Source organism: Kineothrix alysoides (assembly GCF_000732725.1).
Classification (GTDB): domain Bacteria; phylum Bacillota; class Clostridia; order Lachnospirales; family Lachnospiraceae; genus Kineothrix; species Kineothrix alysoides.
In genome coordinates this window covers 616,973-639,286 of sequence record NZ_JPNB01000002.1, presented here as the reverse complement: position 1 = coordinate 639,286, position 22,314 = coordinate 616,973, and the positions used below count along the sequence as shown (strand labels likewise).

17 protein-coding genes are annotated in these 22,314 nt (G+C 47.0%); all 17 read left to right on the top strand.

Annotation, left to right across the window (positions count from 1 at the left end; genetic code table 11):
• The first annotated feature begins 7 nt into the window (after positions 1–7).
• The 17 genes from essC to CC90_RS0113810 all read left to right on the top strand — a co-directional run bounded on the left by essC (position 8) and on the right by CC90_RS0113810 (position 22,306).
• Positions 8–4,393, top strand: coding sequence for a type VII secretion protein EssC (gene essC / locus CC90_RS0113890; protein WP_051869591.1), 4,386 nt, complete (start codon positions 8–10; stop codon positions 4,391–4,393).
• Positions 4,394–4,398: 5 nt separating this feature from the next.
• Complete coding sequence (locus tag CC90_RS0113885) at positions 4,399–4,818, top strand: hypothetical protein (protein ID WP_031391371.1); 420 nt, start codon at positions 4,399–4,401, stop codon at positions 4,816–4,818.
• Between the two features lie 13 nt (positions 4,819–4,831).
• Positions 4,832–5,128 carry a hypothetical protein gene (locus CC90_RS0113880; RefSeq protein ID WP_031391370.1) on the top strand — a complete coding sequence of 99 codons (297 nt, stop codon included), beginning with the start codon at positions 4,832–4,834 and terminating at the stop codon, positions 5,126–5,128.
• 21 nt (positions 5,129–5,149) lie between these two features.
• Entirely contained in the window at positions 5,150–5,440 is a 291-nt protein-coding gene (locus CC90_RS0113875; RefSeq protein WP_031391369.1) for a hypothetical protein, read from the top strand.
• Between the two features lie 25 nt (positions 5,441–5,465).
• Positions 5,466–9,974 (top strand): DUF6531 domain-containing protein, encoded by a 4,509-nt coding sequence (locus CC90_RS0113870; RefSeq protein ID WP_031391368.1) that lies wholly within the window; start codon positions 5,466–5,468, stop codon positions 9,972–9,974.
• Positions 9,975–9,993: 19 nt separating this feature from the next.
• Positions 9,994–10,749, top strand: coding sequence for a hypothetical protein (locus tag CC90_RS0113865; protein ID WP_132038475.1), 756 nt, complete (start codon positions 9,994–9,996; stop codon positions 10,747–10,749).
• 66 nt (positions 10,750–10,815) lie between these two features.
• A complete protein-coding gene (locus tag CC90_RS0113860) occupies positions 10,816–11,568 on the top strand; it encodes a hypothetical protein (RefSeq protein WP_031391366.1) in 753 nt (250 codons plus the stop codon).
• Between the two features lie 62 nt (positions 11,569–11,630).
• Positions 11,631–12,386: a hypothetical protein gene (locus CC90_RS0113855; RefSeq protein ID WP_132038476.1), complete on the top strand. Its 756-nt coding sequence runs from the start codon at positions 11,631–11,633 to the stop codon at positions 12,384–12,386.
• A gap of 62 nt (positions 12,387–12,448) precedes the next feature.
• A complete protein-coding gene (locus tag CC90_RS0113850) occupies positions 12,449–13,204 on the top strand; it encodes a hypothetical protein (protein WP_132038477.1) in 756 nt (251 codons plus the stop codon).
• Positions 13,205–13,267: 63 nt separating this feature from the next.
• Positions 13,268–14,023, top strand: coding sequence for a hypothetical protein (locus tag CC90_RS0113845; RefSeq protein WP_132038478.1), 756 nt, complete (start codon positions 13,268–13,270; stop codon positions 14,021–14,023).
• A gap of 62 nt (positions 14,024–14,085) precedes the next feature.
• A complete protein-coding gene (locus tag CC90_RS0113840) occupies positions 14,086–14,763 on the top strand; it encodes a hypothetical protein (protein WP_132038479.1) in 678 nt (225 codons plus the stop codon).
• Positions 14,760–15,146, top strand: a complete 387-nt coding sequence (locus CC90_RS0113835; RefSeq protein ID WP_031391361.1) for a hypothetical protein — start codon at positions 14,760–14,762, stop codon at positions 15,144–15,146. Before CC90_RS0113840 ends, CC90_RS0113835 begins: the two co-directional genes overlap by 4 nt.
• A gap of 94 nt (positions 15,147–15,240) precedes the next feature.
• Positions 15,241–15,990, top strand: coding sequence for a hypothetical protein (locus tag CC90_RS0113830; RefSeq protein ID WP_031391360.1), 750 nt, complete (start codon positions 15,241–15,243; stop codon positions 15,988–15,990).
• A gap of 481 nt (positions 15,991–16,471) precedes the next feature.
• Positions 16,472–17,224: a hypothetical protein gene (locus tag CC90_RS0113825; protein ID WP_031391359.1), complete on the top strand. Its 753-nt coding sequence runs from the start codon at positions 16,472–16,474 to the stop codon at positions 17,222–17,224.
• 223 nt (positions 17,225–17,447) lie between these two features.
• Positions 17,448–17,576: a hypothetical protein gene (locus CC90_RS24835; protein ID WP_278245477.1), complete on the top strand. Its 129-nt coding sequence runs from the start codon at positions 17,448–17,450 to the stop codon at positions 17,574–17,576.
• Between the two features lie 25 nt (positions 17,577–17,601).
• Positions 17,602–21,096: a DUF6531 domain-containing protein gene (locus CC90_RS0113815; protein WP_031391358.1), complete on the top strand. Its 3,495-nt coding sequence runs from the start codon at positions 17,602–17,604 to the stop codon at positions 21,094–21,096.
• Entirely contained in the window at positions 21,056–22,306 is a 1,251-nt protein-coding gene (locus CC90_RS0113810) for a C40 family peptidase (protein WP_031391357.1), read from the top strand. The genes CC90_RS0113815 and CC90_RS0113810 overlap by 41 nt, the downstream gene beginning before the upstream one ends.
• Positions 22,307–22,314 lie beyond the last annotated feature (8 nt).

Below are 22,314 nucleotides of genomic sequence, written 5' to 3'. Positions count from 1 at the left end.
AGAAAGTATGGATTACATTTTAACGAAGGAAAAGAATTACTATGTAGAAAATCCGGTCAGCAAAGCTTTACATGTAGGGAGTGAAGCGCTGGAGACCGATGATGTCAGCCCGTTCTTATGGAGCAGAACAGCAAAGGGAAAGGAATATCTCTATATCAGCGGGGAGAAAGTGACGCTGGAAAGAGCAAAGGTCACGACGGTTGCGGCGCTGGACGCCGATATCAGGATAGAAGGGTTCCCCTTCAGGATTATACTGGAAAAGGATTCCTTGTATGTGGCGGAGGCCGGCAGACCGGCAGATTTCTATATGAACGGAAATAAAATAGATGTGTACGAGGGAGGCCGTGACATCGTCTTTCATGAAGGCGATGTCATATTGGCAGATACGGTCAAAATCGTGTTATTTGAAAAGCAAATCGTTATCCGCTGCCGGGAGACGGCAATGGAAACAAGCCTGCTCGAAACGGCAGGCCGTGAAAGCGTGTTTGAAGGATTTCCAAGATACAAGCGTTCTCCCCGTCTTATCAAGCGGATACCCACAGAGGAAATAAAGATAGACAATCCGCCTGCCAAGACGCAGATAAGCAAGAGCAGTCTGGCGCAGATTATTATGACCCCGATTATTATGCTATGTATCACTATCGTGATAAGCATCGTCATGAGACGGGGAATATATGTTATTATGTCAGCCGCATCGACGGTCATGAGCGTGGTCGCGTCTATTACCAAATTCGTACATGATAAAAAGGAAAGCGCGGAACGAAATAAAAAAAGGCAGGAAATGTATGAACAGTATCTGCTGGATACCCGGAAAAAAATAAACCGTGCACGGATGGAAGAGCTGGAAGCGTTGGAATATAACTATCCGTCTATCAATAAAATAGAGGAAATGGTAAATGGTTATAACAGCAGAATCTATGAACGAGGCTCGAATGACGATGACTTCCTGAAAATAATGCTGGGCAGCGTCAGGGATCAGGTAAGCTTTAAGATTAATCTGAATTATAATGATTTGTCGCTGGATCAGGATGAGCTGGAACAGGAAGCGAAGAGCATCTATGACGGTTCTTTATACATGGATCACAAACCGGTATCCGTAGATCTTAAGAAAGCTCATTTAGGAGTGGTAGGGGAAAAGGATGTCATCCATGAACAGCTGAAGCTGATCGTTGCCCAGCTTACTTTTTTTCATAGCTATCATGACCTTCAGATCATCAATATCTATGATCCGAAATATGACGAAGACTTCAAATGGATGAACTGGTACCCTCATCTGAAGCTTCATGCAATGAACGTGTATGGCAGCATTAATTCCGAGAAAATGCGGGATCAGGTGCTGGGGAGCATGCACCGGATCATAAGGGAAAGAAAGATGAAGCTGGAAGAGAGTAAAAAGGAAGCAAGATTCCTCCCGCATTATGTGTTTATCATCGATGAACCGAAGCTTATTATGGACCATTCCATTATGGAATACTTGGATAAAGAAGGCGACAATCTGGGATTTTCCATTATATATACTACTCATCTTCAGGCGAACCTGCCGGAGAATATAGGAACTATCGTTACGTTGGACAGCTCCGAGGAAGGCACTCTGCTTTTGGAAGAGAAAATGATGCAAAACCGGAAGCTCCGTCTGAACCGATCCGGAAATACCGATTTTGAAACGATGGCAAGAAACCTGAGCGTACTTATTCATGAGCAGGGAATCGTATCCCACATACCGGAAAGCATTACTTTCTTTGAAATGTACGGCATAGACACGCCCTCAGAGCTTAGAATAGAGGAACGCTGGAAAAAGAACGAGTCGCACAAATCCTTGGCTGTGCCGCTTGGAGTGCGCGCCGCGGACGATATTCTGTACTTAAATCTGCATGAAAAGGCTCACGGCCCCCACGGTCTGGTAGCGGGAACCACCGGTTCCGGTAAATCGGAGATCGTGCAATCGTATATTTTATCGCTGGCAGTAAACTTTCATCCCTATGAGGTGGGCTTTCTTCTCATCGACTATAAGGGAGGAGGAATGGCGGGGCTTTTCAAGGACCTTCCCCATCTTCTGGGCACCATTACCAACCTGGACGGAAGCGAGAGTATGAGAGCTATGGCCTCCATCAAAAGCGAACTGTCCAGACGTCAAAGGAGATTCGGAGAAAATAATGTAAACCATATCAACGCCTATAACAAGCTATTCAAGCTGGGAGAGGTGGACGAGCCTATTCCGCACCTGTTTCTGATCAGCGATGAGTTTGCGGAATTGAAAAAGGAACAGCCGGAATTCATGACGGAGCTGGTATCAGCAGCCCGCATCGGACGAAGCCTGGGTATTCACCTGATCCTGGCAACACAGAAGCCGTCCGGCGTGGTTGACGATCAGATATGGACGAACTCCCGGTTCAAGCTGGCGCTCAAGGTACAGAATGAAGCGGATAGTAAAGAAATCATCAAGACCTCGGATGCGGCAATGATAACACAGCCGGGACGCGCATACCTTCAGGTCGGAAATAACGAGATTTATGAGTTATTCCAATCCGCATGGAGCGGAGCCGTTTATTCGGACGAAATGGAAGAAGAGACTGTAGATGACAGAGTTTACATCATTAATGAGTTGGGACAGGGAGAATTGATAAACGGCGATCTGAGCCGCAATCCCGAAGGCGAGCAAATCAAGGCTACTCAGCTGGACGTAGTGGTAAACGAAGTGAATAAGGTCTATGAAGAGCAACAGCTGCCTAAAGTGAAACGGCCATGGCTGCCGCCGCTGGAATATAAAATAGTCAGTCCAAGTGCGGCCGCAGGCTGGATGAAAAATCCCGGCATAAACAGTGAGGAGGAGAAGCATCCGCTGGACCTTTCCGTGACGGTGGGCATGGTAGACATCCCGGAGGAACAAAGGCAGTGTGAATACAAAATTAATCCGGTAAAGGATGGAAATACTGCGTTCTTCGCCTCGGCAGGCTACGGAAAATCCGTATTTCTTACTACGGCAATACTCAGCATGGCAATGAAGAACCATGTGGACAACCTGAATTTCTATATTTGTGACTTTGGGAATAACGCTTTGATACCGCTGAATAGGCTGCCTCATACGGCGGATTATATCGCTGCCGACGACAATGAGAGATTGAGCAAGCTGGTCAATATTATTAATGAAGAAATAAAAGTCCGCAAGAAGCTTTTTGCGGAGAAAATGGTTCAGAACTTCGACGTATATAATCAAAGCACGGATACTCCGTTAAAGGCGATAGTAATCGCCATAGATAACTATGATATCGTGAAGGAGCTGGGATACGAGGTAGAAGACTTCTTCACAAGGCTCAGCAGAGACGGAGCAGGATTGGGCATTTACCTGTTGATTACGGCAACCCGGATGAGCGGTATCAAATATGCGGCGATTAACAACTATAAAATTAGAATATCGGGATATATATTCGATGCCTCGGAAGCGAACAGTATTGTCGGCAAATGCAGCTACAAGCTGCCGGAAGCCGGCGGAAGAGCATTCGTAAAAATGACTACGGTCAATATCATGCAGATATATACCATGATTGCTTTCAAAAATGAGGTGGATTATAACAATAATTTAAAGCAGCTCATCGAAGAAATCTACTGCCTGTATCCTACGAAGCGTGCGCCCAGAATACCGGTATTGCCTGATAAGTTCGAGTACAGTATGGTAAAGGATTACGAAGGTGCGGATAAGAATGAATTAATACTCGGTTTACATAAAGAGACCGTAAAGCTGCGCGGTTTTATGCAGAGCATGTCGCCGTTCTTAATCATCGGAGATGGTACAAAGGGTAAGACAAATATGCTGAAGGTTATTTTAGACCAGATATACATACAGCAGGGAGAGGTATACCTGTTCGATTCCAAGAACAAGGAGCTTTACTACAATCGAGGACAAGGCGGAGTACAGTATATCGATTCACAGTCTGACATAGATGATTTCGTGGAAGATTTCTCGGATATGTGCGACCGGAGAAAGGCGCTTTTCGAAAAGGCGCTGACGGAAGAGGCAACATTGAATCCGAGAGAATTCTATGGCGCTCTGAAGGTAAGCTGCATCGTCATAGACGATCTGGATGATTTTATCGAAAAGAGTCAGACTTCAGCAAAGGAAATTCTTACCTGCGTTAAAAAAGCGGTAGAAACCGGAGTCGGCATAATTGCGACGGTGAACAGCTCCAAGCCTAAGGGCTTTGACGAACTGACCAAATGGTTTAAAACTTCGGCAAACGGACTTGTAGTGGGTTCACAAGGAAACTTAAGCATTTATCCGACTGTTCCGTCAAAGGAGATGCCGGTGCTTGGAGAAGGCCTGCTCTACATAAACGGCGGATACGAAAAATTATTGCTGCCGCACTACACGAATTACGCGGCGGCAGAGAGGAGATAAGAGATATGAGTGAAGAAAGCGAAAGAAGGAGACGTGAGAGGGAGAGAGAGGAACGCAGAGCGCGTATTCGAAGTCAGATCAGCAACCTGAATGCGAAAATCTCCAGCGTAAGAAGTCTGGTCAGCAGTTTCACTTCGGCCAATGCGGAGCTGGCAGCCTGCCAAAGTGATTGGGGCAGTGCATATTCAGCCTATCAGGGGAATCAGATGGCATCTGACGTATTTGTAACGGATAAATTTGAAGGGGATACTGCGGAAAAGTTATCTGCAGATATCCCGGAAGTGCTTAAGAACATGACGCATACAAGGGTCATCGTAGGGAATGTGCGTGCAAGTATTTCGAATCAGATACAGAAATTGCAGATGTATATATCCAAATTAGAGTCACAGGTAAGCGCGCTATATGTAGAACTGAACAACGTATAGGAGGTAGGAGAACATGGCAGATTTGGTCAATATGCAGCAAACGGAGTACGATGCAGTTATTTTGAAGCTCAAAAGCCTTCATGAAGAAGAATTGGCAGCGGCAAGGGATATCATAAAGGATATAAAGAATCTGGCGGAAGTAGACGGAGGTTTTTACATACAAAAAATTTCAGCTAAGGTCGATGACTTGCTGGGTGCACTGGAAGTGAATATACTCACTTCCATGGAGGATTCGTTCCAGCTTACGGAAAAGACCATGGAGACCTTTATGAATGCTGTCGCAGCGATTGATTCACAATGCGCGGGATAGAAAAGAAGGGGGGAGTATGATATGAGCGATAATATCAGGCATGAGAGATATCTCGTAATCACTAAATTAAGCAGCATCAATAAAAAACTCAATGAATTCAAGAAGAATGCAGATGATTACACGTCGATAAAGGCGGAAATAAGTAAATCCAAATGCGAACATGTTGATGCACTCATCGAACAAATTGATGAGGATAAGAAGACAACGGAAAAGCTGAATGAGTTCTTCGAAAAGCTGACGGCCATGATGGACAAGGCATCGGAAGAGGTGGCCAGGGTAGAGAAGAACTTCACGAGACAGCGGGTAAAATAAGAAAAAGGGGATAAGGGGAAAAGGGATGAGCACATTAGAAAGGAACCGGGTATTTGAACTGCAGGCACTGGAGGAATTTCAGGAAGGGAGCATCAAGGCACTGGCGGAAGCGGAACGGATCAGCGCAGAGCTGGACGGACATATGAGGACCGTTGCGGGCCTGATCGGCCAGGTACCGGGCGAATGCAGGGAGCCCTCCTTTTCGGGGAGCATGGGAGCGGTCCCCGGGACTTTCGTTTATGAGGCATATGCCACCGCCCGCACGCGGGTGGACCAGGCGGTAGGAAGGCTGTCCGCCGAGATCCCCCAGAAGGATGGGCTGGCAGCCGGGCTCCAGCAGGAGGCAAAGGGGAAGATGGTCCGGTGCGCCGGGATGATCCAGGGACTGGAGGATCTGATCGACGCAGGGGCCCTGTCCCTGGGCTATGAGGAGTTCACCAAGGCGCTGGAGGATTACAAGGGAAAATGGGAGGAGGCAGAAGCGGGGAAGGAGATCGATGAGGAACGCGCCCTGGAGCTGCTGGGATTTGCCGATTACAGCGTCCTGACCGGCGATCCGGTGAACATCCTGACGGGCAACTTCGTCTTCCGGGAGACGGCGCTGTATATCGGGGGACGTTACCCCCTGTCCTTCGCCTACAGCTATAACTCCCTCTCCACCAAGAAAGGGAGCATGGGAAGGAGCTTCGTCCATACCATGGAGCTGCGCCTGGAGCAGAACGGGGACAGCGTTTCTTTCTGGGGACCGGAAGGGAACCGGAAACGGTTCCGTCAGAGCCCGGAGGGATACCGGAGGGAGGACGGGGTCCTGCTCCGGGAAGAGGGAGGGCTTAGGTACAAGGATAACGGTCCGGTCCAGTACGTGTTCGGAGCGGATGGAAGATGCCTCCGTCAGGAGGATATGTACGGAAGGGGAGCTTCCCTGTCCTACGACGGGGAAGGCCGCCTGTGCCGGATGGAGACGGACACGGGAGAAGCCCTGGACTACCGGTATGAAGAGGAGCGGCTGGTCCGGGTGGAGGACCATACGGGCAGGGGCGTGGACCTGGTGTACGAGGAGGGCCGTCTGGTCCAGGTGGTGGATCCCATGGGGCATGGACTGTGCTACGGCTATGGGAGCAACAACCGCATCACCAGGGTCCTGGACCGGACCGGGGCCCTTCAGGTAGAGAATACCTATGATGCCGGCCGGAGGGTGCTGGAGCAGCGCTTCGGGGACGGGACCAGGATCCATTACGAATACACGGAGGGAAAGAACCGCAGGGTGGTGACCGGACGGGATGGAAGGAGAACGGTCTTCCTCTATGACAGCCAAGGGCGGCTCATAGCCTCCCAGGAAGAAAGCGGGGAAAAGAAGAAGGATATCTTCAGCTTCGAGCAGAAGCCGGAAGATCCCCGGACGCAGGAGCTTCCGGGGATCGTAAGGGATGAGGAGGGAAATATCATACAGCTGCAGCGGACCGGGGAGGGTGCGGACCGTCTGCGGTATGATGAAAGAGGGAACGTGGTGGAGCTGGAGCTGGCAGAAGGGATCCGTTTCCGCTATGCTTATGATGCGTGGAACCGTGTGAAGGAACGGACGGACGGCAGAGGTTATACCACGGGCTACCGCTATGACGGGAATGGCCGTCTGCTGGAAGTAAGGCATCCGGACGGGACGGAAAGGAGCTATCGCTATGACGGCAACGGAAGGCTGATCGCCCGCCGTCTGGAGGATGGGCAGGAGCGGAAGTTCACTTATAATGCGGAGGGACTGCTGTGCCGGGTGCAGGAGGAAACGGGAGAGGAGATCGCCATCGGCTATGACCTCCAGGGACGCCCTGTGGAATTCCTCCGGGCGGACGGCAGCCGGATCCGGTACGGGTATGAAGAGGACGGGGAGATCCGTGTGGAAGACAGCAGGCCCGAGGGGCCGGGGACAGGCGGGTACCGTCCGGTCCTTCCTGCGCCCCCTGTCTATGACGGGGAGGCGGTCTGCACCTATGACGAGGCGGGGAACGTCACCGGAAGGGAGCTGCCGGACGGCACCTCCTTCCGGTATGCCTATGACAGCCGCAACCGTCTGATCCGGGTGACCGACGGGGAAGGCAATACCTTCCGGTACGGCTACGACCCGCTGGGCCGCTGCCAGTGGAAGCAGGACCCTATGGGGGCACAGACCCGCTATACCTATGACGCAAGGGGAAGGCTGACCAGCGTGCAGGATGCTCATGGAACGGTAACGGATGTGAGTGGGTTCACGGGGGAATGGGAAGAAGGGCTGCCGGAAGAAGGGGAGCCTCTTTCCCTGACCCTTCCGGGGATCACCGAAGAGAGGGACCAGGCGGGACGGCTCCTTCTCCGGCGATATCCGGGAGGGATCCGGAGCAGCTACGCATACGATGCCTGCGGAAGGATCGCCCGCATCCTTCATGAGGATGACCGGGGGATCATCGAGGAGCTGGGCTACGGTTATGACGGGAACGGGAGCTGCATCCGCGTGGAGAAGGCGCGGAAGGGCTGTGAAGAGGACAGCGGGGAATACCGCTATGCCTATGATGCCCTGGGACGGCTGACGGAGAGCCGTAAGGATGGAAAGGTACTGCGGCGTTACCGTTATGATGCGCGCGGGAACCGGCTGGAGATGGAGTCGGAAGAAGAAAAGATCCTTTACCGGTATGACGGAGAGGGAAAGCTGTTAAGGATAGAGAGCAGTGAGGGCGCCGCTGCCTGCAAGGGAGGCCCCCATTTAGAAGGTGCGCTCCGCTACCGGCGGCTTGCGTCGGGCGGGGGCCTGATAGAAGAAGAGACGGGAAAAGGGACCCGGCGTTATTTCTATAGCGGTCTGCCCCAGGGCTATGTGGAGGAGGACGGAACGGTGCATTATTTCCTGACGGATCATCTGGGCAGCGTGCTGCGGGTATGCAGCGCGCAGGGAAAGACGGAGAGCGTCTGCGCCTACGATGAATTCGGCGTCGTGAAGGAAGGGGAAGCTGGGCCGGTAGGGTTTGCCGGCTATCTGGCGGAAGGGGACGGAACTTTCCGGACCAGGGGCCGGCGGTATGATCCTGCTGCCGGACGTTTCCTGAGCCCGGATCCGTGGCCGGGGAATCCGGGGAACCCCCAGACGATGAACCGGTATGTGTATGTGCTGAACCGCCCGCTGAACCTGACCGATGCCACCGGGGCATATCCGGAGACCGGGAGGGAGCGGCTGACGTTCCAGATGACGCTCAGTCCTCAGCCCCAGCCAGCCTTTTCCTATGCGGATTATCCCGCACTGGAGCCTGATTATTTCAAGAATAAGATGGCGGAACAGTCGGCCCGGGCCCAGGCGCTGGGGAACAAGATCCACTATGAAGTGGACAAGACGGAGACCAATCAGGAGACATGGATCGAAAAGCTGGACCGGTATGTGGATGAGCTGATGGATAGTGCGACAGGGAATGTGCTTACCATGCTATGTGCTGCAAACAATGTCAATCCGGTCACCGGTCTGCTGGCGGCGGGCTATATGGCGTTCAGCGGCAGGAGCCTGAAGGAGGCATCGGCCGATGTCACTTCATTCCTGCATGGACTGACGGGAGGGTTACTGAAGGCGTCGGGAGAAACCATGAGAAGAATAACGTATACAGAGGATGCCATTGCTGAGATATCGAAGGAGATCCGGGAGCATGGGGTACTGGAAACCGGCAAGGCCATGCTGAGTGGGATCGGAGACAGCCTGAGGACAGCCTGGGAGGAAGATCTGATAAACGGAACAGCGAAGAGCCGTGGAGAGTTGGCGGGAAGATTAGCTGGGACAATCTTGACGGCAGTGCCAGGTGTAGGTGCTGTTATGGGAAGAAAAGCGGTAAACAAGATGATTGATAATGCTGTAGACCGTGTTTCAAATGATTTGAATCATGCATTTAATTTTGCACAGGATGTTTTTGGGAAAATAACAGATGCATATTATCCAAGGTCCAATAATAATGCGACACGTGAGAAACACAAAAAGACGAACGATACACTCTCACTCAGCCAGTTTCCTGGGGCACTAACATATGATATGTATATCAAGAATCAGAATAAATTAGGTGGTGAGGATGGATATTTGTATGCCAATACAAATGCATCAGACATGGGATGCGGAGCTGTAGCGGTATATAATGCACTGCATGCAGTAGGAGCAGATGTTTCCTTCAATGATGCCCTATATGGGACGGATATTGGAACCGTAGGCGGTGGTGCAAACATAATAGTAATGGGAGAATACATGGAAGATCAGGGATATGAGGTCACCTATCTTTTCGGAGACGAGATTGATGAAAAGAGCGGGAATTATGATGCAATTATCGTTACAAGTACGGACATAAAATTTGAAGGACATTATTATACGATGATTCCTACGGGAACGCAAAATCAGAATGGAGAAAACATATATCATTTTTACAATGGTTTTGGGGATTATATTAATGCTGTTGGATCGTATGAAGAAGGCGTCAATGTGCCAGGGGAACAAAGGGGCTTAAATATTCATGTTGCATTGGCAATACAAAAAAAGGAACAATAAGTCAAGCGAAGGGAAAATCATGATGAAAAAGATATTGGTGTTAAGTTTTATGATACTATTTGCAGTATTGTTTTCTGGTTGCGGAGATAAAGAGGCGACTCTCATATATTTTAAATCCTACAATCAATTAGAAAATTCAAAGGGCTCTGCGCAGGGAGATGACTATATATTTGAAGTAGAGAATAAAAGATACCAAGTAATGAATGGATATACGGCGCATCAGCTCCAAATAATAGGCAAAGACGTAGATAATGGATATAAGTTGATAATGGCTGATTCTGACAAAAAAGTAATTTTTTCTCTTATCACAGAAAAGGAATATGAAGTGACAGCAGTACGAGAATGCACAGATACGGACGGCAAGGTATATATCCTATACTCAAAATGGGATACGATGATTGGCAACTTGTTTCTGGAAGACTTGAAGAGCACACAGATATTGGAAATGGATATGGATAATTTCAAAGTGAAGAAACAGTATGACTTTGGAGCACAGGTACTTGTGCTGACAGTCAATGAAGGCTATGTATATACCATGGAGGATGGCAGAATATACCGAAAATTAATTAACGAGACGGGCAATAAAGATTGTATGGCAGACTTAGGATTTAGAGGAGTACCAGATGTTGAGGAAATTGGAACCCTGATATTTAGTACTGAACTAGATGGTATTAGAGTAACTGCAATTATTAAAGATGAAGAGAGTGAATATGGCCGTAGTAAAGTAGAATTGTCAAATATGAAGTATACGGATAAATCGATGGAAAGCAAATAAAAGCAGCGAATATATTAACTGATGTATGGAAAAGTAGACGCAAGGCATTGGATAAGGAAAACCATAATGAAAAAGAAATTGGCGTTAAATCTTATGGTACTATTTGTAGTATTGTTTTCCGGTTGCGCAGATAAAAATGAGACTCTCATATATTTTATATCCTACAACCAACTGGAAAATCCGGCAGGCCCTAATTTGGGAGGTGACTATACCTTTGAAGTGGAGAATAAAAGATACGAAGTCATGGATGGCTATACGGCGGAGCACCTTCAAATAACAGACGATGATGAAGATAATAGGTATAAGCTGATAATGGCTGATTCTGATAGAAAAGAAATTTTTTCCCTTATCACAGAAAAGGAATATAAAGTGGAAGCAGTACGAGAATGTACAGATACTGACGGTAAAGTATATATCCTATACTCAAAATGGGATACGGATATAGGAAACTTATTTCTGGAAGACTTGAAGAGCACACATATATTAGAAATGGATATGGATTGTTTCAAAGTGAAGAAGCAGTATGACTTTGGAGCGCAGGTACTTGTGCTGACCATCAATAATGGGTATGTATATACCATGGAGGACGGCAGAATTTATCGAAAATTAATTAACGAGACGGGGAATAAAGAATGTATGGCAGACTTAGGGTTTATAGGAGTACCAAATATTGAGGAATTTTACAAACTGATATTCAGAACTGAACCAGATGGTATCAAGGTAATTGCAGTTGTCCCGGATGAAGAGAGTGAATATGGCATTAATAAGGTAGAATTGTCAAATATAAAGTATACGGATAAATCGATGGAAAGCAAATAAAAGTAGCGAATATATTAACTGATGTATGGAAAAGTAGACGCAAGCATTTGATAAGGAAAAGCATGATGAAAAAGATATTGGCGTTAAGTCTTATGATACTATTTGTAGTATTGTTTTCCGGTTGTGGAGATAAAAGGGCGACTCTCATATATTTTGAATCCTATAATAAATTAGAAAATTCGAAGGGCTCTACTCTGGGAGGTGACTATACATTTGAAGTAGATAATCAAAGGTACCAAGTCATGAATGGATATACGGCGGATCAGCTTCAAGTCTTAGATGGAGATGAAGATATCAGGTATAAGCTGATAATGCTTGATTCCGATAGGAAAATAATTTTTTCTCTTATCACAGAAAAGGAATATGAGGTAAAAGCAGTACGAGAATTCACAGATACGGATGGAAAGGTATATATCCTATATTCAAAATGGGATACGATGATCGGAAACTTGTTTCTGGAAGACTTGAAGAGCACACATATATTGGAAATGGATATGGATAGTTTCAAAGTGAAGAAAAAGTATGATTTTGGAGCACAGGTAATTGTGCTGACCGTTAATGAGGGCTATGTATATACCATGGAGGATGGCAGAGTATATCGAAAATTAATTAACGAAACGGGGAATAAAGAATGTATGGCGGATTTAGGCTTTAGAGGAATACCAGATGTTGCGAAATTTGTCAGCATGACATTCATCACTGAAGTAGATGGTATCAAAGTAATTGCAGATGTCCGTGATGAAGAGAATAAACATGACTTTAAGAATGTAGAATTGTCAGATATAAAGTATACAGATAAACCGATGGAAAGCAAATGAAAGTAGCCAATACATTAATGGATGTACACAAAAGTAGACGCAAGCATTGGATAAGGAGAACCATGATGAAAAAGAACTTGGCGTTAAGTCTTATGATACTATTTGTGGCATTGTTTTCCGGGTGTGCAGACAAAAATGAGACACTCATATATTTAGAATCATATAATGAACTAGAACATCCGACGGGCCCTAGTTTGGGCGGTGACTTTACCTTTGAGGTGGAGAATAAAAGATACGAAGTCATGAATGGATACACGGCGGAGCAGCTTCAAGTAATAGATAGGGACGAAGATACTAGGTATAAGCTGGTAATGCTTGATTCTGAACGAAAAATAATTTTTTCTCTTATCACAGAAAAGGAATATGAGGTAAAAGCAGTACGAGAATTCACAGATACGGATGGAAAGGTATATATCCTATATTCAAAATGGGATACGATGATCGGCAACTTGTTTCTGGAAAACTTGAAGAGCACACATATATTGGAAATGGATATGGATCGTTTCAAAGTGAAGAAACAATATGACTTAGGAGCACAGGTAATTGTGCTGACTGTAAATAATGGGTATGTATATACCATGGAGGATGGCAGACTTTATCGAAAATTAATTAACGAGACGGGGAATAAAGAATGTGTGGCAGACTTAGGATTTAGAGGAGTACCAAATATTGAGGAAATTGATAGCCTGATATTCGAAGTTGAACCAGATGGTATCAAGGTAACCGCAGTTGTTCCTGATGAAGAGACTAAATATAGTTTTAAGAATATAGAATTGTCAGATATAAAGTATGCGGATAAACCGATGGAAAGCGAATGAAAACAGCTAATACATAAACTGATGTACACAAAAGTAGACACAAGGCATTCGATAAGGAAAACCATGATGAAAAAGAACTTGGCGTTAAGTCTTATGATACTATTTGCACTATTGTTTTCTAGTTGTGCAGATAAAAATGAGACTCTCATATACTTTGAATCCTACAATCAACTAGAAAATCCGGCAGGTCCTACTTGGGGAGGTGACTTTACCTTTGAGGTAGAGAATAAAAGATACGAAGTCATGGATGGATATACGGCTGAGCATCTCCAAATTATGGACAAGGATGAAGATACTAGATATAAGCTGATAATGGTTGATTCTGACAGAAAAGTAATTTTTTCTCGTATCACAGAAAGGGAATATGAGGTAAAAGCAGTAAGAGAATATACAGATACGGATGGTAAGGTATATATTTTATACTCAAAATGGGATACGATGATTGGCAACTTGTTTTTGGAAGATTTGAAGAGCACACAGATATTGGAAATGGATATGGATCGTTTCAAAGTGAAGAAACAGTATGATTTTGGAGCACAGATACTTGTGCTGACTGTCAACAAAGGCTATGTATATACCATGGAGGATGGCAGAATATATCGAAAATTAATTAACGAGACAGGAAATAAAGAATGTATGGCAGATTTAGGATTTAGAGGAGTACCAAACATTGAGAAAATTGGTACTTTGGTATTCGAAATTGAACCAGATGGTATCAAGGTAATTGCAGATGCTCATGATGAAGAGACTAAATATGGCTTTAAGAATATAGAATTGTCAGATATAAAGTATACGGATAAACCGATGGAAAGCAAATAAAAGCAGCTAATATATTAACTGATGTACACAAAAGTAGACGCAAGCATTGGATAAGGAAAACCATGATGAAAAAGAAATTGGCGTTAAGTCTTATGATACTATTTGAAGTATTGTTTTCTGGTTGCGCAGATAAAAATGCGACTAGCATACATTTCAAATCCTATAATAAATTAGAAAATTCGAAGGGATCCACTCGGGGAGGTGACTATACCTTTGAAGTGGAGAATAAAAGATACGAAGTCATGGATGGCTATACGGCAGAGTATCTTCAAATCGCAGGTGAGGACGAAGATAATGGGTATAAGCTGATCATGGTAGATTCTGTCAGAAAAGAAATTTTTTCTCTTCTGACAGAAAAGGAATATAAAGTGGAAGCAGTACGGGAGTGCACAGATACGGATGGTAAAGTATATATCCTATACTCGAAATGGGATACGGATATAGGAAACTTATTTTTGGAAGATTTGAAGAGCACACATATATTGGAAATGGATATGAATCGTTTCAAAGTGAAGAACCAGTATGATTTTGGAGCGCAGATACTTGTTCTGACTGTCAACAAAGGGTATGTATATACCATGGAGGATGGAAGAGTATATCGAAAATTAATTAACGAGATGAGTCATAAAGAATGCATGGCAGACTTCTCACGGAAAAGGAATATGAAGTGGAAGCAGTACGAGCATGTACAGATACGGACGGCAAGGTATATATCCTATACTCAAAATGGGATACGATGATTGGTAACCTGTTTCTGGAAGACTTGAAGAGCACACAGATATTGGAAATGGATATGGATATGGATCGTTTCAAAGTGAAGAAACAGCATGATTTTGGGGTGCAGGTAATTGTGCTGACAGTCAATAATGGGTATGTATATACCATGGAGGATGGCAGAATTTATCGAAAATTAATTAACGAGACGAGTCATAAAGAATGTATGACAGACCTAGGATTTAGAGGAGTACCAGATGTTGAGGAAATTGGCAGCCTGACATTCATCATTGAACCAGATGGTATCAAGGTAACTGCATTTGTTCCAGATGAAGAGAATGAATATCGCCGTAAAAAAGTAGAATTATCAGATATAAAGTATACGGATAAACCGATGGAAAGCAAATAAAAGCAGCTCATTCATGAAGTGAGGTACAGAAAGAGATTTAAATATTTATGTTACGATTGCAACTACAAAAATAGATTAAAGGAGGGGAAAGTAAATGATAAGAAAATTTTTCCCTATAATAACCATTTTTATAATGCTATTTCTCGCAGGATGTGGTATGAGAACAGGAACCCTGATTTATTTTGAATCCTACAATGAACTAGAACATCCGGCGGGTCCTAGTTTGGGAGGTGACTATACATTTGAAGTGGATAATAAAAGATACGAAGTAATGAATGGATATACAGCGGAGCAACTTCAAATTATAGATAGGAATGAAGATACTAGGTATAAGCTGATAATGCTTGATTCTGATCGAAAAGAAATATTTTCGCTTATCACGGAAAAGGAATATGAAGTGAAAGCAGTGCGAGAATGCACAGATACAGACGGTAAGGTCTATATCCTATATTCAAAATGGGATACAGATATAGGAAATCTTTATGTGGATGAATTAAAGAGTTCACATATATTGGAAATGGATATGGATCGTTTCAAAGTGAAGAAACAGTATGATTTTGGAGTGCAAGTAATCGTGCTGACAGTCAATAATGGCTATGTATATACCATGGAGGACGGAAGAGTATATAGAAAATTAATTGACGAGACAGGTAATAAAGAATGCATGGTGGATTTGGGATTTAGAGGAGTACCAAAAGAAGAAGAACTTGGAAGTTTGACATTTAATATAAAAAATGATGGAATTGAGGTAAGAGCTCATATCCCGGATGATACAAGTATTTCTAAGTATACAGAAGAAATACTTGCAGACATAAAGTATCCGGATAAGCCGATAGAAAAGTAAGTCCCAAGTCCCCTTCTTATTCAAACGTTAAGTGTTGAAATTTGGTTTTGTACGTAATTTCTAATAAGGCAAAAAAATGTATGTTCGTCTTAACGAATAAGTGATAATATTATTACGTATAGTGCATATATATAGAAGTCTCTCGCCAGATGGATAGTAGCTTTAGTAAAACATAAGTATTCAGACCCAATCTGAAGGGTGGTAAAGTAATAAGCGGGGGAGTATCAAAAACAGTGGAGTAATCTTCTAAGTATGCATAAAAGTTCAAAGATAGTTATAAGATATTCCAAAATAATGATTGTTGAATAAGTGAACATTGACTAAATAAAACATTAGGCGAAATCAATTAAGGAAACGTAGGTTACATAGATGGTTTGCATCGATACAATGAAAATCGATATAAAATATATAGATTCAGTAAATGGAATATTCATGTTGCAATGGAAAATTGAGAAAAAAGTTAGGGGAAGGGAATACCATTATGAAAAAGAAGTTGGCATTAAGTTTTATGATACTATTTGTAGTATTGTTTTCCGGTTGCGGAGATAAAAAGGAGACTCGCATATATTTCGAATCCTATAATAAATTAGAAAATTCGATGGGCTCTACCCGGGGAGATGACTATACCTTTGAAGTGGATAATAAAAGGTACGAAGTAATGAACGGATATACGGCCGAGCATCTTCAAATCATAGATAAGGACGAAAATAATGGGTATAAGCTGATCATGGCTGATTCTGATAGTAAAGAAATTTTTTCTGTTACGACAGAAAAAGAATATGAAGTGAAAGCAGTACGAGAATGTACAGATACTGACGGTAAAGTATATATTCTATACTCAAAATGGGATACGATGAATGGAAAATTGTCTCTTAAAGACTTGAAGAGCACACAGATATTGGAAATGGATATGAATCGTTTCAATGTAAAAAAACAGCATGACTTTGGAGTGCTGGCAGTTGTGCTGACCGTCAATAATGGTTATGTATATACCATGGAGGATGGCAGAGTATATAGGAAATTAATTAACGAGACGGGTAATAGAGAATGTATGGCAGACTTAGGATTCAGGGGGGTACCGGATGGTGAGGAAATTGCCAAACTGATATTTAGAACGGAACCGGATGGTATCAAGGTAATTGCAGCTGTTCCTGTTAAAGTGATTCATTTTATCAATAAGAAGGTAGTATTATCTGATATAAAGTATACGGATAAACCGATGGAAAGCAAATAAAAACAGCTAATACATATAACTAATTTGACAGCAAGGCAGAAGAAAATATTAATAAAGTTTTATTAAGGCAAAGTACTGGCAATCATACTCATTTCCTGGTTGAAAGAAAAAGGGGAGTCTGAACAGTACAAATTTCTCTCATAGATTTATAAAGATAAAAACATGGGAAAGCAGATGTTGCCTTCAGTTACAATGAAAACAATATCTATATTTGACGGAAAGAATGTCTTTTCAAGTAAGTGTATCGAAAAAGCTGAATGAGTTCTTCAAAGAGCTGACGGCCATGATGGACAAGGCATCGGAAGAGGTGGCCAGAGTGGAGAAGAACTTCACGAGACAGCGGGTAAAATAAGAAAAAGGGGATAAGGGGAAAAGGGATGAGCACATTAGAAAGGAACCGGGTATTCGAACTGCAGGCACTGGAGGAATTTCAGGAAGGGAGCATCAAGGCACTGGCGGAGGCGGAACGGATCAGCGCAGAGCTGGACGGACATATGAGGACCGTTGCGGGCCTGATCGGCCAGGTACCGGGCGAATGCAGGGAGCCCTCCTTTTCGGGGAGCATGGGAGCGGTCCCCGGGACTTTCGTTTATGAGGCATATGCCGCCGCCCGCACACGGGTGGACCAGGCGGTAGGAAGGCTGTCCGCCGAGATCCCCCAGAAGGATGGGCTGGCAGCCGAGCTCCAGCAGGAGGCAAAGGGGAAGATGGTCCGGTGCGCCGGGATGATCCAGGGACTGGAGGATCTGATCGACGCAGGGGCCCTGTCCCTGGGCTATGAGGAGTTCACCAGGGCGCTGGAGGATTACAAGGGAAAATGGGAGGAGGCAGAAGCGGGGAAGGAGATCGATGAGGAACGCGCCCTGGAGCTGCTGGGATTTGCCGATTACAGCGTCCTGACCGGCGATCCGGTGAACATCCTGACGGGCAACTTCGTCTTCCGGGAGACGGCGCTGTATATCGGGGGACGTTGCCCCCTGTCCTTCGCCTACAGCTATAACTCCCTCTCCACCAAGAAAGGGAGCATGGGAAGGAGCTTCGTCCATACCATGGAGCTGCGCCTGGAGCAGAACGGGGACAGCGTTTCTTTCTGGGGACCGGAAGGGAACCGGAAACGGTTCCGTCAGAGCCCGGAGGGATACCGGAGGGAGGACGGGGTCCTGCTCCGGGAAGAGGGAGGGCTTAGGTACAAGGATAACGGTCCGGTCCAGTACGTGTTCGGAGCGGATGGAAGATGCCTCCGTCAGGAGGATACGTACGGAAGGGGAGCCTCCCTGTCCTACGACGGGGAAGGCCGCCTGTGCCGGATGGAGACGGACACGGGAGAAGCCCTGGATTACCGGTATGAAGAGGAGCGGCTGGTCCGGGTGGAGGACCATACGGGCAGGGGCGTGGACCTGGTGTACGAGGAGGGCCGTCTGGTCCAGATGGTGGATCCCATAGGGCATGGGCTGTGCTACGGCTATGGGAGCAACAACCGCATCACCAAGGTCCTGGACCGGACCGGGGCCCTTCAGGTAGAGAATACCTATGATGCCGGACGGAGGGTGCTGGAGCAGCGCTTCGGGGACGGGACCAGGATCCATTACGAATACACGGAGGGAAAGAACCGCAGGGTGGTGACCGGACGGGATGGAAGGAGAACGGTCTTCCTCTATGACAGCAAAGGGCGGCTCATAGCCTCCCAGGAGGAAAGCGGGGAAAAGAAGAAGGATATCTTCAGCTTCGAGCAGAAGCCGGAAGAGCCCCGGACGCAGGAGCTTCCGGGGATCGTAAGGGATGAGGAGGGGAATATCATACAGCTGCAGCGGACCGGGGAGGGTGCGGACCGTCTGCGGTATGATGAAAGAGGGAACGTGGTGGAGCTGGTGCTGGCAGAAGGGATCCGTTTCCGCTATGCTTATGATGCGTGGAACCGTGTGAAGGAACGGACGGACGGCAGAGGTTATACCACGGGCTACCGCTATGACGGGAATGGCCGCCTGCTGGAGGTAAGGCATCCGGACGGGACGGAAAGGAGCTATCGCTATGACGGCAACGGAAGGCTGATCGCCCGCCGTCTGGAGGATGGACAGGAGCGGAAGTTCACTTATAATGCGGAGGGACTGCTGTGCCGGGTGCAGGAGGAAACGGGAGAGGAGATCGCCATCGGCTATGACCTCCAGGGACGCCCTGTGGAATTCCTCCGGGCGGACGGCAGCCGGATCCGGTACGGGTATGGAGCGGACGGGGAGATCCGTGTGGAAGACAGCAGGCGGGGGCGGCCGGGGACCGGCGGGTACCGTCCGGTCCTTCCTGCGCCCCCTGTCCATGGCGGGGAGGCGGTCTGCACCTATGACGAGGCGGGGAACGTCACCGGAAGGGAGCTGCCGGACGGCACCTCCTTCCGGTATGCCTATGACAGCCGCAACCGTCTGATCCGGGTGACCGACGGGGAAGGCAATACCTTCCGGTACGGCTACGACCCGCTGGGCCGCTGCCAGTGGAAGCAGGACCCTATGGGGGCACAGACCCGCTATACCTATGACGCAAGGGGAAGGCTGACCAGCGTGCAGGATGCTCATGGAACGGTAACGGATGTGAGTGGGTTCACCGGGGAATGGGAAGAAGGGCTGCCGGAAGAAGGGGAGCCTCTTTCCCTGACCCTTCCGGGGATCACCGAAGAGAGGGACCCGACGGGACGGCTCCTTTTCCGGCGATATCCGGGAGGGATCCGGAGCAGTTACGACTATGACTGCTGCGGAAGGATATCACGTATCCTCCATGAAGATGACCGGGGGATCATCGAGGAGCTGGGCTACGGTTATGACGGGAACGGGAGCTGCATCCGCGTGGAGAAGGCGCGGAAGGGCTGTGAAGAGGACAGCGGGGAATACCGCTATGCCTATGATGCCCTGGGACGGCTGACGGAGAGCCGTAAGGATGGAAAGGTACTGCGGCGTTACCGTTATGATGCGCGCGGGAACCGGCTGGAGATGGAGTCGGAAGAAGGAAAGCTCCTTTACCGGTATGACGGAGAGGGAAAGCTCTCCGGCATCGAGGGAGAGGAGAAGTCGATGGTCCCGGTGACCGATCCCCACAGGGAAGAGAGGCTGCGCTACCGGAGCTTAGCATCGGGAGGGAGCGTGACCGAGGAGGAGACGGGAAAAGGGACCCGGCGTTATTTCTATAGCGGTCTGCCCCAGGGCTATGTGGAGGAGGACGGAACGGTGCATTATTTCCTGACGGATTATCTGGGCAGCGTGCTGCGGGTATGCAGCGTGCAGGGAAAGACGGAGAGCGTCTGCGCCTACGATGAATTCGGCGTCGTGAAGGAAGGGGAAGCTGGGCCGGTAGGGTTTGCCGGCTATCTGTCGGAAGGGGACGGGACCTTCCGGACCAGGGGCCGGCGGTATGATCCTGCTGCCGGACGTTTCCTGAGCCCGGATCCGTGGCCGGGGAATCCGGGGAACCCCCAGACGATGAACCGGTATGTGTATGTGCTGAACCGTCCGCTGAACCTGACCGATGCCACCGGGGCATATCCGGAGACCGGAAGGGAGCGGCTGACGTTCCAGACGACGCTCAGCCCCCAGTCTCAGCCTGCCTTTTCCTATGCGGATTATCCCGCACTGGAGCCTGATTATTTCAAGAATAAGATGGCGGAACAGTCTGCCCGGGCCCAGGCGCTGGGGAACAAGATCCACTATGAAGTGGACAAGACAGAGACCAATCAGGAGACATGGATCGAAAAGCTGGACCGGTATGTGGATGAGCTGATGGACAGTGCTGACCACGTTATGTGCTGCAAACAATGTCAATCCGGTCACCGGTCTGCTGGCGGCGGGCTATATGGCGTTCAGTGGCAAGAGCCTGAAGGAGGCAACGGCTGATGTCACGTCATTCCTGCATGGACTGACGGGAGGGTTACTGAAAGAGTCGGGAGAAATCGTAGGAGAAATACGGAATATAGGTGCTGATATTTCCGGACTATGGAAGGAGATTCGGGAGCATGGGGTACTGGAAACCGGCAAGGCTATGCTGAGTGGGATCGGAGACAGCCTGAGGACAGCCTGGGAGGAAGATCTGATAAACGGAACAGCGAAGAGCCGTGGAGAGCTGGCGGGAAGATTAGCTGGGTCAATCTTGACGGTAGTGTCAGGATTAGCTATTTTCAAGGGAATTAACACGGCAGTAAAGGGGATAGGGACAGGAAGTAAGACTGCTGGTAATGCTTTAGCGGGTAATTCCGATCCGGTTAACAAGGGGACAAAAGATGAAAAGGAGTTAGAAAAGCCTTCAATAACCGTTGACCAGTTATATAATATGGTAATAAAAACAACAGGAGATATGCCCAGAGAAAGGAATGAATGGTTAGAAGCTGAGATAAGCAAGATAATCCCGGGCTTATCAGCGAAAGAGAAAGCAGATTTTGAAAGAGAAATGAAAGCACGAGGTCTACGGTATCCGAAGAGTGAGGGTGGTAGTAATGCTGTAGAGGGGATGGGGAATATCCCCAGCGATGTATTGAGTTTAATGAACGCTTCCATTGATTCTACTTGGTGTATATCCGATAGTACTGCTGAGGCATGGTTTCTAAGCACAAATACAGTCGTAATTAAAAAATACGATCTCAATTCTACTAATATTGGCGAAGTTACAGCAGCAATTAAAGCCACCGGTGTTTCACCCGTCTTCTTTTATGCATATGTTGTGAACGAAGGTGGCGGTGCCGGAGGTTTTATAAATCATTATGGCAAAAATTACTATGCAAACAATGGTGGTGACACAGCAGTAAATGCAGCAAGCGGTGATGCAAAATATTTAGCCTCGCAATCAGCAAAAATGAATAGCAGCCCGGCATGGATAGATGCAGGTAATCCTGTAGATTTTGTCCCCTTGAGTGTTAAGGATAGCGGAAATGCCAGCTTTGCCAGCATGCCAAGTGGCTCAATTGGTAGGGCATATATACCGGCAACGGCAGCGGCCACTTGGGAAGTCTATTATCCAGAAGGGTTGTTAAAGAGTTATAACAAAGTCCAGAACTATGGCGCGCCGATGAAAGGAGTTTTAAGGTTTATTGTAGCCATGAGTAAATACTAAGCATAAGG

What these genes read in the sequence shown, in the direction of transcription:
- CC90_RS0113840 (WP_132038479.1), top strand. Translation starts at nt 14,086, where the DNA reads ATGATGAAAAAGAAATTGGCGTTAAGTCTTATGATACTATTTGAAGTA.
- CC90_RS0113885 (WP_031391371.1), top strand. Translation starts at nt 4,399, where the DNA reads ATGAGTGAAGAAAGCGAAAGAAGGAGACGTGAGAGGGAGAGAGAGGAA.
- CC90_RS0113875 (WP_031391369.1), top strand. Translation starts at nt 5,150, where the DNA reads ATGAGCGATAATATCAGGCATGAGAGATATCTCGTAATCACTAAATTA.
- CC90_RS0113865 (WP_132038475.1), top strand. Translation starts at nt 9,994, where the DNA reads ATGATGAAAAAGATATTGGTGTTAAGTTTTATGATACTATTTGCAGTA.
- CC90_RS24835 (WP_278245477.1), top strand. Translation starts at nt 17,448, where the DNA reads ATGTCTTTTCAAGTAAGTGTATCGAAAAAGCTGAATGAGTTCTTCAAA.
- CC90_RS0113830 (WP_031391360.1), top strand. Translation starts at nt 15,241, where the DNA reads ATGATAAGAAAATTTTTCCCTATAATAACCATTTTTATAATGCTATTT.
- CC90_RS0113880 (WP_031391370.1), top strand. Translation starts at nt 4,832, where the DNA reads ATGGCAGATTTGGTCAATATGCAGCAAACGGAGTACGATGCAGTTATT.
- CC90_RS0113850 (WP_132038477.1), top strand. Translation starts at nt 12,449, where the DNA reads ATGATGAAAAAGAACTTGGCGTTAAGTCTTATGATACTATTTGTGGCA.
- essC (WP_051869591.1), top strand. Translation starts at nt 8, where the DNA reads ATGGATTACATTTTAACGAAGGAAAAGAATTACTATGTAGAAAATCCG.
- CC90_RS0113815 (WP_031391358.1), top strand. Translation starts at nt 17,602, where the DNA reads ATGAGCACATTAGAAAGGAACCGGGTATTCGAACTGCAGGCACTGGAG.
- CC90_RS0113855 (WP_132038476.1), top strand. Translation starts at nt 11,631, where the DNA reads ATGATGAAAAAGATATTGGCGTTAAGTCTTATGATACTATTTGTAGTA.
- CC90_RS0113835 (WP_031391361.1), top strand. Translation starts at nt 14,760, where the DNA reads ATGATTGGTAACCTGTTTCTGGAAGACTTGAAGAGCACACAGATATTG.
- CC90_RS0113825 (WP_031391359.1), top strand. Translation starts at nt 16,472, where the DNA reads ATGAAAAAGAAGTTGGCATTAAGTTTTATGATACTATTTGTAGTATTG.
- CC90_RS0113870 (WP_031391368.1), top strand. Translation starts at nt 5,466, where the DNA reads ATGAGCACATTAGAAAGGAACCGGGTATTTGAACTGCAGGCACTGGAG.
- CC90_RS0113810 (WP_031391357.1), top strand. Translation starts at nt 21,056, where the DNA reads ATGGCGTTCAGTGGCAAGAGCCTGAAGGAGGCAACGGCTGATGTCACG.
- CC90_RS0113845 (WP_132038478.1), top strand. Translation starts at nt 13,268, where the DNA reads ATGATGAAAAAGAACTTGGCGTTAAGTCTTATGATACTATTTGCACTA.
- CC90_RS0113860 (WP_031391366.1), top strand. Translation starts at nt 10,816, where the DNA reads ATGAAAAAGAAATTGGCGTTAAATCTTATGGTACTATTTGTAGTATTG.